General features: G+C 64.6%; 9 protein-coding genes. 5 read left to right on the forward strand and 4 right to left on the reverse strand.

Annotated elements, in window-relative coordinates; translation table 11 throughout:
* Positions 1-12: 12 nt before the first annotated feature.
* From E3T50_RS06830 to E3T50_RS06845, 4 genes are all read right to left on the reverse strand, one after another.
* On the reverse strand, positions 13-669 hold the full coding sequence (locus tag E3T50_RS06830; RefSeq protein WP_134551177.1) for a response regulator transcription factor: 657 nt from the start codon (positions 667-669) through the stop codon (positions 13-15).
* Positions 666-2,126: a sensor histidine kinase gene (locus E3T50_RS06835; protein ID WP_134551178.1), complete on the reverse strand. Its 1,461-nt coding sequence runs from the start codon at positions 2,124-2,126 to the stop codon at positions 666-668. The genes E3T50_RS06830 and E3T50_RS06835 overlap by 4 nt, the downstream gene beginning before the upstream one ends.
* 133 nt (positions 2,127-2,259) lie before the next feature.
* Positions 2,260-2,910, reverse strand: a complete 651-nt coding sequence (locus E3T50_RS06840) for a CoA transferase subunit B (RefSeq protein ID WP_134551179.1) — start codon at positions 2,908-2,910, stop codon at positions 2,260-2,262.
* A gap of 15 nt (positions 2,911-2,925) precedes the next feature.
* Entirely contained in the window at positions 2,926-3,642 is a 717-nt protein-coding gene (locus E3T50_RS06845; RefSeq protein ID WP_134461252.1) for a CoA transferase subunit A, read from the reverse strand.
* Positions 3,643-3,792: 150 nt separating this feature from the next.
* On the opposite strand from E3T50_RS06845, the gene E3T50_RS06850 reads away from it, so the two are divergent.
* The 5 genes from E3T50_RS06850 (at position 3,793) to E3T50_RS06870 (ending at position 12,777) form a co-directional block, all read left to right on the forward strand.
* The gene (locus E3T50_RS06850; RefSeq protein WP_420898721.1) at positions 3,793-4,650 is read left to right on the forward strand and encodes an IclR family transcriptional regulator; all 858 of its coding nucleotides are present in this window, start codon (positions 3,793-3,795) and stop codon (positions 4,648-4,650) included.
* Between the two features lie 358 nt (positions 4,651-5,008).
* Complete coding sequence (locus tag E3T50_RS06855; protein WP_241990803.1) at positions 5,009-8,203, forward strand: efflux RND transporter permease subunit; 3,195 nt, start codon at positions 5,009-5,011, stop codon at positions 8,201-8,203.
* Positions 8,200-8,649, forward strand: coding sequence for a hypothetical protein (locus E3T50_RS06860; RefSeq protein WP_134551181.1), 450 nt, complete (start codon positions 8,200-8,202; stop codon positions 8,647-8,649). Before E3T50_RS06855 ends, E3T50_RS06860 begins: the two co-directional genes overlap by 4 nt.
* Position 8,650: 1 nt before the next feature.
* Entirely contained in the window at positions 8,651-11,800 is a 3,150-nt protein-coding gene (locus E3T50_RS06865) for an efflux RND transporter permease subunit (protein ID WP_134551182.1), read from the forward strand.
* Between the two features lie 209 nt (positions 11,801-12,009).
* Complete coding sequence (locus tag E3T50_RS06870) at positions 12,010-12,777, forward strand: hypothetical protein (RefSeq protein WP_241990804.1); 768 nt, start codon at positions 12,010-12,012, stop codon at positions 12,775-12,777.
* Positions 12,778-12,820: the final 43 nt, after the last annotated feature.

The following is a 12,820-nucleotide window of genomic DNA, read 5'->3' on the forward strand; positions in this document are numbered from 1 at the left end:
TGGGCTGTCGACTCAGGTGAGTCGGTAGCCCATTCTGCGTACCGTCTCAATGCGTTCCGCACCGAACTTCGCGCGCAGGTACCCCACATAGACGTCGACGATGTTCGACCCGGGGTCCCAGGAGTAACCCCAGACCCGGCTGAGCAGCTGTTCCCGGCTCAATACCTGGTCGGGGTGACGCAGAAATTCTTCGGCGAGCGCGAATTCTCGGGCAGAGAGGTCGACCTGTCGGTTCCCCAGTGTTGCCCGCCGGGTACGCAGGTCGAGTTGCAGCCCGTCGACGCTGAGCACGGAACTCGTCGCCCGCGGGGCTTCCGCCATGCGTAGTCGCGCCCGCGCCAGCAGCTCGTCGAACCGAAACGGTTTCGACATGTAGTCGTTGGCGCCGCCCTCGAGGCTCGCCAGGGTGTCTTCAGCCGAGTCGCGGGCGGTCAGCACGATCACCGGCAGCTTGGAACCGTCGGCCCGCAGCTGCCGTAGCACCTCGTAGCCGTCGAGTCCGGGCAACCCGATGTCCAGAATGAGCAGGTCGAAGCCGCCGGTGATGGCGTAGTCGAGGGCATCCGTTCCGGTGCGCACCACGACGGTGGCGAACCCGGCGGCGACGAGTCCCTTCTCGACGAAACTGGCGATGCGGTCTTCGTCTTCGGCGATCAGAATGCGACTCACGAGCGGATGTCCTTCAGGTCGGGTGACGCAGGCGCCTGGTCGGTGGGGAGGTCGATGGTGAACGTAGAGCCGCCGCCAGGGGTCGGGGCGACCAGGGCCGTGCCGCCGTGGGCCTGCGCGATGGCCGCCACGATGGCCAGGCCGAGGCCGGAGCCGGCCGGCCCGCGTCCGGGAGTTCCTCGCTGAAACCGGTCGAAGACACGTGGCAGCAGCTCGTCGCTGATGCCGGGCCCGTGATCGCTCACCCAGAGGTGCAGGTGGGGCCGACCGGCGGCATCCAGTGTGAGGGCGCTGCCGAGCTCGATCACTCCGGTCGGCGCTCCGTGCGTGACCGCGTTGGCGGCCAGCTGCAGCAGCGCCTGGGTCAGTTTGTCGGCGTCTACTAGCACGACAACATCGGCCGTCGCCGTCACGACCCAGCTGTGTGCCGACAGTGCCGCCGCTTTGAGGCGCACCCGCTCCACGAGCGCAGTGATATCGGTGGGGTGGACGTTTGCAAGTGCGGAGCGTTCGACCTGGGCGAGGGCCGAGATGTCACGCACGAGGCCGCCCATGCGGTCGAGTTCGTCGATCGCGAGATCGCGGGTGGCCACGACGTCTGACGCATTGTCGGGGTTCATCAACTCGAGGTGCCCTCGCACGATGGTGATCGGCGTCTTCAGCTCGTGTCCGACATCATCGAGCAGCTGGCGCTGCCCGGTGAGCGCGCCCTGCAGGCGGTCGAGCATATCGTTCACGGTGGAGGTCAGAGCCGACACGTCGTCATGACCGACCACCGGGATGCGTTCGCTCACATCCGACGCGGTGATACGCGCGGCAGCCTCACGCAGGCCGCGAATCGGTCGCAGCAGGCGACCCGCCACGACCCAGCCGACCAGCCCGACGACGATCAGGGTCACCAGGCCCACGATCAGATAGGTGCGGGAGGCATCGGAAACCGGCTTCAGTTCGGCGTTGAGATCGAAAGCGGCAATGAACGTGCCCCGCGCCGGGTCGCCGTCGACGGAGACCGGTACGAAGACATAGCGCAGCAGGCGGCCCGACGCCGTGACGGTGCCGAGAACGACCTCGCCCGAGCCCGTTTCGGTCTCGCTGCGCTGAACGAGCGCGTCGTCGGCGAGTCGAAAGTCGACGGCACGGGGTTCGAGCGCCGCGACCCCATCGATGACGGCAAGGGTGCTCTCATTGGTCGCCGGGCGAACCCCGGCGATAACCGCCCGCAAGGTGCCGCGCAGGTCGCGAGCTGCGGAGTCGGCCGCGACGATACGCACGTCGTCGACGGTGTCGATGAGCACCGCGTCAATCTCGCCCAGGGTGCGTTCACTCTGCACCACGTACGCGGTCGTTCCCGCGATCGCCAGGCCGGCCGCGGTCACGAGCAGGATTGCGGCCAGAATGCGCACGCGCACCGACAGCGTCGGGCTCCGCCGCGCACGCACACCGATCGGGTCCGTCATGCACTCAGTATGGCGGGTGCCAACGAGAGGCCCGAACGCGCACCAGAGCGGATGCTGCCGCCCACAGCACGGGCCGGCTCGCGTGGGCTGCGCCACGGCATCCGCTGCATCGGGTCGGAGCGAGCTCCTCGCACTATCGGGGCGGAGCAGTTTCCGCGACCGTGAACGCTGCCTCTGTGGTGTCCTCCACGTCTTGCAGGCTCACACCGGGGGCCCGCTGGCGAAGCATGAGGCCGGCCGGAGTCACGTCGAAGACGGCGATGTCGCTGATGATGCGATCGACGACCCGCACGCCGGTCAGCGGCAGGGTGCATTCGGTGACGATCTTCGGCGTGCCGTCTTTGGCGACGTGCTCGGTGAGCACGACAACGCGCGGGGTGCCGGCGACGAGGTCCATAGCGCCGCCCATACCCTTGACCATTTTGCCGGGAATGGTCCAGTTGGCGAGATCGCCCCGCCCGGACACCTGCATGGCGCCAAGGATGGCGACCTTCACGTGACCGCCGCGGATCATGCCGAACGAGGTCGCCGAATCGAAGATCGACGCCCCAGGGAGCACCGTGACGGTCTGCTTGCCGGCGTTGATGAGGTCGGCATCTTCCTCGCCCTCGAACGGGAACGGTCCCATGCCGAGCAGCCCATTCTCGCTCTGCAGGGTCACGTGGACACCCTCCGGCAGGTTGTTGGCGACGAGCGTGGGAATGCCGATGCCGAGGTTCACGTAATCGCCATCACTGAGTTCTTGCGCCGCGATCGCGGCCATTTCATCTCTGGTCCAAGCCATGGTTCTTCTCCTCGACTACAAGCTGGCCAGCACGGGCCGGCTGCGCACCGTGCGCTGTTCAATGTCTTTGACCCGCGCCGAGGCCTGAATCAAGCGCTGCACATAGACACCGGGGGTGATCACGTGGTTCGGATCGATACCGCCGGGCTCCACGATCACCTCGGCCTCAGCAATCGTCACGAGGCCGGCGGTGGCGACCACCGGGTTGAAGTTGCGGGCCGTGAATCGATACTCGAGGTTGCCGAGGGTGTCGGCGCGCCAGGCCCTGACCAGGGCGACGTCCGCGACGATTCCGCGCTCCTGCAGAAAGGTTTCACCGTCGAAGTCGGCGAGCGGCTTACCCTCGGCGATCAACGTGCCGACGCCGGTCTTGGTATAGAACGCCGGAATGCCCGCGCCACCGGCCCGCAGCCGCTCGGCCAGGGTGCCCTGGGGGCTGAATTCGACCTCGAGCACGCCGGCCAGAAACTGCTCGGCGAACAGCTTGTTCTCACCGACATAGGAGGCGATCACCCGGCGCACCTGGCCCGCTTCGAGCAGCACGCCGAGGCCCTTGCCGTCGATACCCATATTGTTCGACACGACGGTGAGATCCTTGACACCGGAGGCCCGCACCGCGTCGATGAGATCGGCCGGAATACCGCTCAGCCCGAATCCACCGACCGCGAGCACCATCCCATCGCGCAGAACGTCGTGCAACGCCTCGCTCGCGCTGGCCTGAACCTTGGACATACTGTCTCCTCATTGAGTGGTGTCGAACGTGCCGTCCACCTCGTGGACACTACCTCGTTACGTCATGGTATTCAGCGCCGACAGACCCTGTCAATCGTTATCCTGTTGCCACTCCACCCCGTGAACAGTAGGCTGCAAATTATCCACATTATGGACAGAGGTATCGACATGGTCACTCAGCCACCTACACACGAGACGCAGAGGGCACGCGACGGACAGCCGCTGCTCCCGGCACAGCCGGTGCACGGGGCACAGGTCGTCGGCCGCATCGCCCTGCTGCTGCGCCTGGTCGGTCGCAATCCCTCCGGCACCCCCCTGACCGAGATCGTGCGGGACTCCGGCCTGACCCGGCCCACCGTGCACCGCCTGCTCACGTCGCTCGCCGCCGAGGGCCTGCTCGACCACGATGCCGTTCGCCATACCTGGCACTATGGCCCCGAGATCTTCGTCATGGGAACCGTCACCGCCGCCCGCTACCCGATCGAAGAACTCGCCCGGCCGAGCCTCGTCCGCCTGGCCGAAGAGACCGGCGAGAGCGCGTTCCTGTCCATCCGGCGCGGCGCCGAAACCGTGTGCCTCCTCCGCGAAGAGGGCAGCTTCCCGATCCGTTCCTTCGTGCTGCACGAGGGGGTACGTTTTCCGTTGGGCGTCGCATCCGCTGGACTGGCCATTCTGGCCTACCTGCCCGAACCCGAAGTGGATGCCCTTCTCGTCGATACCGAGGCGTTCGCGGCTCGCTGGGGCGGTCAGCACTCCCCCGCCAGCATCCGCGCCAATCTCGAGCGCACCCGGGTCACCGGCTATGCCGTGAACCCCGGACTCATCCTGGAGGGCAGCTGGGGCATGGGCGCCGCCATCTTCGACCGCAGCGGCCGCCCCGGCTGGGCGCTTTCACTGACCGGCATCGAGCCGCGATTCAAACCCGAGCGTCAGAGGGTCCTCGGCCAACTGCTGCTAGAGGAGGCCAGCCGCATCAGCCAGACCCTGCAGCGCCCGCCGATCGCCTAACCACGCCCGATCCGCCGCTGTGCCCATAATCCCGGATTCTGCGCCGAGACCCTGCCGCGTCAGCTGCCCCAGGAACAACTCGCACTAGCATCAGCAAAAAAATCTTCATAAGATCACGCGGGAGCACGCCCCCGTCTCAGAGTTGTGCCAGTATGATCCCAACATTCGGTGGCACCGATTCGCTTCCGGCACGAGATTCCCCGTTGCGATGGCTGAATGAGGCGCAGTGAGTCTCCGCGTTTGTTCCGGAACGTGATGAACGGCACACATGTGAGGTGGCCGTGGTTTGGCGCGGCACCGACGACACCTATTTCTGAACGGGGTCGACGCTATGACTGGTTGGTTGGTTCTTTGGAGCTTGAAGTTCCGCCTTCTCGTGCTGGCCATCGCGGCCGGGACTGTGGGCTTCGGGATCGTCAATCTGCCGGAACTGGCGGTGGACAACCTCCCCGAATTCGCCCCCCCTCACGTGCAGGTCCAGACCGAGGCCCTCGGGCTGTCCGCGGTCGAAGTCGAGCAGCTGATCACGTCTCCAATGGAGGCCGATCTGCTCAACGGTGTCGCCTGGCTGGATGAAATTCGTTCGGTATCCGTACCGGGTCTCTCCTCCATCGATCTGATCTTTGAACGCGGCACCAACGTGCTCCGTGCACGGCAGCTGGTCGCTGAACGGCTCACCCAGGCGTTTGCCTTGCCGAACGTGTCCACTCCGCCGGTACTGATGCAGCCATTGTCCTCGACCAGCCGGGTCATGATGATCCAGTTCACCTCCAAGGAGGTGTCACTGCTCGACATGTCCGTCCTGGCACGTTGGAACGTCAAGCCCAAATTGATGGGCATACCGGGCGTCGCGAACGTTTCCATCTGGGGCCAGCGGGAACAGCAGCTTCAGGTGCAGGTCGACCCCAACGAGCTGCAGGCGCGAGGCGTGACCCTGAATCAGATCGTCGAAACGACCGGCAATGCCGTCTGGGTGTCGCCGCTGAGCTTCCTGGAAGCATCCACACCAGGCACCGGCGGATTTCTGGAATCTGCCAACCAGAGGATCGGCATCCAACACGTCCTGCCGATCCAGAACCCCGAAGACCTCGGCAAGGTCGCCGTCGAGGGTTCCGGTTCGGTCGGCCAGGGGCAGCTATTGCTCGGAGATGTGGCCAGTCTCTCGGAAGATCATCAACCCCTGATCGGCGACGCCATCACCGGCGCTGAGCCGGGTCTGCTGCTGGTCATCGAGAAATTCCCAGACACCAGTGTCAGCGAAGTCACGGCGGACGTCGAGGATGCCCTCGACGACCTGACGCAGGGCATGGCCGGGATAACGGTCAACTCCACCGTCTTTCGCCCGGCGTCCTTCCTGGAGAGCGCCTTGGAGAACCTCGCCCTGGCACTGTTCGTGAGTCTGCTCCTGGTCATCGCCACGATCTGGCTCGCTTTCCGTTCGTGGCGTTATGCACTGATCGGTGCCGTCGCGATCGGGGTATCCGCGACGGCCGCCGCAGCGTTGCTCTTCGTGCAGGGCGCGGTCTTCAACACAATGGTCTTTTCCGGGCTGGTGCTGGCCTTAGCCATTGTGGTGGGTGATGTGATCGGGGACCTGCACGCTCTGCGGCTGAGCGAGCGGGCGGGCGGTATCCGAGGCTCCTCGATGCGAGCTGACCAGAAGACGCCAGCCGCTCCGGATGCCATGGCGCAAGATGGCCTGCTGATCCGGGCAATGAAACGCTCACGCACCCCGGCCATATTCGCCGCCATGGTCTCGGCCCTCGCAGTAGCCCCGGCTCTTTTTGTCGGCGGCTTGGACGGGCGGCTGATTCAGCCGCTGGTCTGGGCGTATCTGCTGGCCCTGCTCGTTGCCATGATCGTGGCACTGACCGTCACCCCGGCGCTGGCTAGTTTCGTTCTGCGCGGCAATCGTGCCACGCCGCCGGAGCCGATTTTTGTGGATCGACTGCGGGCCAGCTATCAGAACGCAATCGACAATATGACTTCAGGTCGGCGGTGGGTTGCGGCGGGGATCGTCGCGGTGATCGCGATCGCGTCGGTGGCGGCCCTCCCACTCCTGGCCGGGGACAAGCCGATTCTGGCCGAGGTCCCTGACCGCACCATTCTGGTGCAGTGGGAGGCTGCGGCGGGCACCGCGGGCACCGAAATGGACCGCATCATGGAGAACGCCGGCGCCGAGCTACGGCAGGTGGCCGGCGTCGAGTCTGTGGGTGGCCACGTGGGTCGGGCCATCACCTCGGACACGGCATCCAACGTGAGCGCTTCCGAGCTTTGGGTCACGATGAGCACCGGAGCAGACTTCGGCGCCATACGGCAGGCCGTGCAGGAGATCGTGGACGGATACCCGGGGTTGTCCAATGAGGTGCTCACCTATCCGGAACGGCAAATCAAAACGGTGCGCTCGGCCGGGGATGCGGCCTTCGCGGTGCGCGTTTACGGCATCGACCTCACCATCATGCGGGAGAAGGCCGAGGAGATCCGGCAAATTTTGGCCGACACCGAGGGCATAGTCAAGCCGCGGGTGGACGTATCAGTGGATCAACCCATCGCGGAGATCGAGGTGGATCTGGCAGCCGCCGAAGAATTCGGCATCAAGCCGGGTGACGTCCGACGAGCAGCCGCCACCATTCTGCAGGGAATCGAAGTCGGCTACCTGTTCGAACAGCAAAAGGTTTTCCAGGTTGTGGTGAAAGGCGATGAGGCCTCCCGCAACAGCCTCACGAGCGTTCGAGAACTGGTCATCAACACTCCGAGTGGCGGTCATGTCCAGCTGGGCGAGGTCGCCACGGTCACGGTCAGGCCGAACCAGACGGTCATCAACCACGACGATACCTCGCGCAGCATCGATGTGGTGGCCGGTATCCAGGGACGAAGCTTGGCTGCTGTCACGACCGACATCCAGGCCGCCATCGCGCAGCTGGAGTTCCCGATGGAGTACCACGCCGTAATCCCACCGCAGTATGAGGAGCAGCAGGCAGCCGGGCAGCTCGTCTGGTGGTTGTTCGCCGCGGCGGGAATTGCAATTCTCATCCTCCTGCAAACGGTGCTGGGCGGCTGGCGGCTGGCCGCTTTTACCTTCATTCTCCTTCCCGTGCCCATGCTGAGCGGGCTGGTAGCGGCCGTTTTGACCGGCGGCATCAACTCGCTCTACTTACTGGTGGCCTTCGCGGTCGTGCTGGCGATCGCGACGCGGGACGTCATCCTGCTCCTCGGCCGATACCAGACCCTGCAAGTCTCCGACCCATCGCTGAGCTCAGCCACTCTGATGCGGCGGGCCGCCACCGATCGGCTGGCTCCGACCGTCGTAGCCGCCCTGGTCATCACCCTGGCACTGATTCCCATGGTGCTGTTGGGCGGTGTCGTCGGAACCGAGATCCTCTTGCCGCTGGCCGTGATCATCTGGGGTGGGCTGCTTGGCGCGGTCCTGCTGACGCTGGTTATTTTGCCCATTCTCTTCGTTCGATTCGGCCCAACGAGCCAGACCGACTGGGAAAGTTCACTCGTAAGTAGCGATGGACCAGGACTGCACGAAAGGCAGGAAGCGCTGTGAAGACCTTGAGTTCGTTGAAACGTGGCACACTGTCGGCCGCAGCATTGACCGCGGTCATCCTGACGGGCCTGACTGGATGCGCCACCCCTGACGCCGACGCGACCAGCGGCATCGCAGCAGCCACGAAGGAAGAGATCGCGGGTACCGACCTGAACCGACTGACCCTCACGGAGAAGGCCGTCGAACGACTCGACCTCGCGACGGCACCGGTCGCGGCGGGCATTAGCGGGCTGGACATCCCCTATGGGGCCCTGATCTACACCGCGAACGGTGACACCTGGGTGTACACCAGCCCCGAACCGCTGGTCTTCATCCGCGCAATGGTCGTCGTGGACCGCATCGACGGGCAGGTTGCGCGGCTCAGTGCGGGTCCGGCCGTCGGCACAGCTGTCGTCACGGTAGGCGCTGCCGAACTCTACGGCGCCGAATTCGACGCGGCGCACTGACATGCGTCGGATCGTCGGGTTCAGTCTCAAGTTCCGGGCGGTGATTGTTGCGGTGGCCGTCGGGATCATGTTGTTCGGGGGGGTACAGCTGAGCACGGCATCCGTCGACGTCTTCCCGGAGTTTGCCCCACCCAAGGTTGAAATCCAGACCATTTGCATCGGCCTGACTGCCGAGGAGGTCGAACAACTGGTCACCGTGCCGTTGGAGGAGGCCCTCAACGGGGTCGAGGGCCTGGAGGATCTCCGCTCCAAGTCGGTCGAACAGCTCTCCTCCATCGTGCTGATCTTTGAGCCGGGTGCCGACCTGTTGGAGGCTCGCCAACTCGTCTCGGAGCGAATAGCGACGGTGACCCCGACGCTGCCTACCTGGGCGGCACCACCCCTGATGCTGCAGCCGTTATCCTCGACCAGCCGCGTGATGAAGATCGGGCTGACCAGCGATGAGCGCTCGCTGATGGAAATGTCCATGATCAGCTACTGGACAATCCGAGCGCACTTGCTACGCGTACCCGGTGTGGCCAATGTGGCGATCTGGGGCGAGCGACTGCAAATGCTCCAGGTACAGGCCGAACCCGACAAGATGCTGGCCCAGGGGGTGTCCCTGAATCAGGTGATGGATGTCACCGCGAACGCTTTGGATGCCGGGTTGCTGCAATATTCCCCCGGTGCCCTGATCGGCACCGGGGGCTACATTGGCACCCCGAACCAGCAATTGGGAATCCAGCATGTCCTTCCCATTGCCACGGCTGAAGATCTCGCCAATGTCACGATCGAGGAACGGAACGGAGACACGCTCAAACTCGGCGACGTGGCACGGGTCGTCGAAGACCACCAGTCGCTGATCGGCGACGCCGTCATCAACAACGGTGAAGGGCTTATGTTGATCGTGGAAAAGCTGCCCTGGGGCAACACCCTCGAGGTGACCGAGGGCGTCGAAGCGGCACTCGAGAAGATGAAACCGGGACTGAGCGGCATCGAGATCGATACCTCGATCTTCCGACCGGCGACCTTCATCGAGGAATCCCTGGACAACCTGACCCTGTCGCTGCTGTTGGGCTGCCTCCTGGTGATGACGGTGCTCGGTGCCTTCCTGTTCCAATGGCGCACGGCGCTGATCAGCCTGATTGCCATTCCACTCTCCCTCGTGTCAGCGGCAGTGGTTCTGTATCTCACCGGAAGTTCGGTCAACACCATGGTGCTGGCGGGGCTGGTCATCGCCGTGGGTGTGGTCGTGGACGACGCCATCATCGACATCGAGAACATCATTCGCCGCTTGCGCCAACACCGCATCGAAGGCGGAACGAGGTCCACCGCGTCGGTGGTGCTCGAGGCCTCGCTCGAAGTTCGCGGGCCCATCGTCTACGCCACGGTGATCATCGTGGTCGCAGCCGTGCCGATCTTTTTTCTCGAGGGACTCACCGGGGCATTCTTTCGACCTCTGGCCATCGCTTACACCCTGGCCGTGCTGGCCTCCATGGTGGTGGCGCTGACCGTCACGCCGGCGCTGGCACTGATCTTCATGCGCGAGGTCCCGTTGAAAGCGCAGGAACCGCCACTGGTGCGGATTCTCAAACGCGGGTACCACAGGGTGCTCAGGCCAATTGTCCACCGACCGTTGGGCGGGTATATCGCCTTTGGAGCATTGGCGACGGCCGGTGCCGTGGTCGCACCGTTCCTCGGCCAGTCGCTGCTCCCGGACTTCAAGGAGCGGGACTTCCTGATGCACTGGGTCACCCAGCCGGGCACCTCGGTCAGCGAGGAATATCGGATCAGCCAGCGGGCCTGCCAGGAACTGCTCACGATTGACGGTGTCAATAACTGCGGCTCGCACATCGGGCAGGCGTTCGCGGCCGACGAGGTCGTTGGCGTGCACTTCGGCGAGAATTGGATCAGTATCGACCCAGCTGCAGACTACGACCAGACCCATGCCGCCGTTCTGGAAGTGGTTGAAGGGTATCCCGGCATTCACCGCGACGTGCAGACCTACCTGAAGGAGCGGATCAGGGAGGTGCTGACCGGTTCGAGTAACGCCGTGGTGGTGCGGCTCTACGGCGATGACCTGGGCCTGCTCCGCGAGACTGCGGATGACATCTTCGAAATCTTCACAGCAATCCCTGGGGCAGTCGACGAGCATGTGGCCTTGCAGGTGGACATTCCACAGCTCAGCGTCAGGGTGGATCTGGACAAGGCCCAGCAGTATGGCCTGAAGCCGGGCGACGTGCGGCGCGCGGCGGCAACGCTGGTGGCCGGCGAGGAAGTCGGTGACGTCTACCGGGGCGGCAAGGCCTACGACGTGCAGGTGTGGAGCCCGGTCGAAATCCGCTCCGACGTGACCAGCATCCGTAACCTGCCCATTGATACGCCCAGCGGGACGCAGATCCGCCTGGCCGATGTCGCGGACGTCTTGCTGATAGCGACGCCGAATGTGATCCAACGCGAGGATGGCTCCCGGCGCATCGACATCGAGGCCAATGTGGAGGATGGCACCTTGGCCACGGTGGTCGCCAGCCTGGAGGCCGGTTTGGCGGACCTTGATCTGCCGACCGGGTTCCACGCCGAGATTCTCGGTGAGTACCAAGAACGAGAGCAAGCCACACAGCTTCTCCTGACGCTGGCCGTTCTGGCCTTGGCGGCGATCTTCCTTCTGCTCCAGGCGGCGTTTGGCAGCTGGCGACTGGCGACACTGATCATGCTGACGTTGCCGATCGCCCTGGTCGGCGGAGTGTTCGCGGCCTTCCTCGGCGGCGGCGTATTGTCGCTCGGCTCAATCGTCGGGTTCCTCACGGTAATGGGAATCGCCGCACGCAACAGCATCCTGCTGATCAATCACTGTCAACATCTGGAGAAGCAGGAAAATATGCAGTTCAGTGCCGACTTGGTGTTACGCGGGGCAGGGGAGCGCCTCTCGCCCATTCTCATGACCACGCTGGCCACGGGGCTTGCCCTGGTGCCGCTGGTCGCCCTGGGCAATATCCCCGGACACGAGATCGAACATCCAATGGCGGTCGTCATCCTGGGCGGACTGGTCACGTCGACCCTGCTCAACCTGTTCGTGGTGCCGTCCCTGTACCTGCGATTCGCCAAACCGAAGCCAGCACAGCCCGCGCAGCCGTTAGAGATCCGGGAGCCTGTTCCCGCCGATGCCGGCTAGGCACCTACTCAGCGGAGCATTCACAGCAGCACCCGAGCAGTGAAAGGTCAACCGACATGCTCCGATTCCGAACAGCCCTCATGGTGGGCGCATCCGTCGTCCTGCTCGCGGCGTCTGCCCTGGCAGTGGTGACTTTCACGACATCAGCCGGGTCAGCGCCCGTGGCATCAGCCGAGGAACGGTGCGGTCCGGGCTCGGCCCTGAATTTTGTGCCCGCCGATTTTCAGGACAGTCCCCGGATCGACAATGAATGGATCCCGCTCGAACCGGGCATGGAGTACACGCTGGAGGGCACCGTCACCTCGGCGGACGGGGTGCAGGATCGCGTCGTGGTGCACACCGTGACGGGGCTCCGCAAAATCGTCAACGGCGTCGCCACCCGGGTCCTGTGGGATCGCGACTATGCCGACGCCCAGTTGGCCGAATCCGAATTGGCCTTCTTCGCCCAGACCGGCGAGGGGGCAGTCTGGCTGCTCGGCGAATACCCCGAGGAGTACGAGAACGGTGAGTTTGTGGGCGCGCCCAGCACGTTTATCAGCGGCGTGGATGGTGCAGTGGCGGGCATCGTCATGCCAGCCGCTCCGCAGGCAGATACTCCCGCACACGTGCAAGCCCACGCGCCGTCGGTGGGTTTTCTGGACTGTGGAACGGTCCTCCGTCACGGTGAACAGGCCTGCACCCCGGTGGACTGTTTCGAGAACGTACTGGTCATCGAGGAGACGAACCCGCTTGATCCAGATGGCGGACACCAGCATAAGTTTTATTCGGCCGGGCTGGGCAATATCCAGGTGACCGCCGTTGGCGGGGCCGACCAGGAGGAGCTTCGCCTCGTGAAGATCCGACGGCTAGATGCGCCCCAGCTCGGCGCCGTGAACGCTGAAGCGCTCACGCTCGACCGCCGCGCTTTCGAGGTGAGCCCGGATGTCTATGGCACCACGTCGCGCGCCGTGATCGATACGCCTGCACCGCGTGACTGAAGCAGCTCGCCCGACCGAGTGCGCGGCCGCCCGTGCGATGGCC

It is taken from the genome of Cryobacterium gelidum, assembly GCF_004403985.1.
GTDB lineage: Bacteria > Actinomycetota > Actinomycetes > Actinomycetales > Microbacteriaceae > Cryobacterium > Cryobacterium gelidum.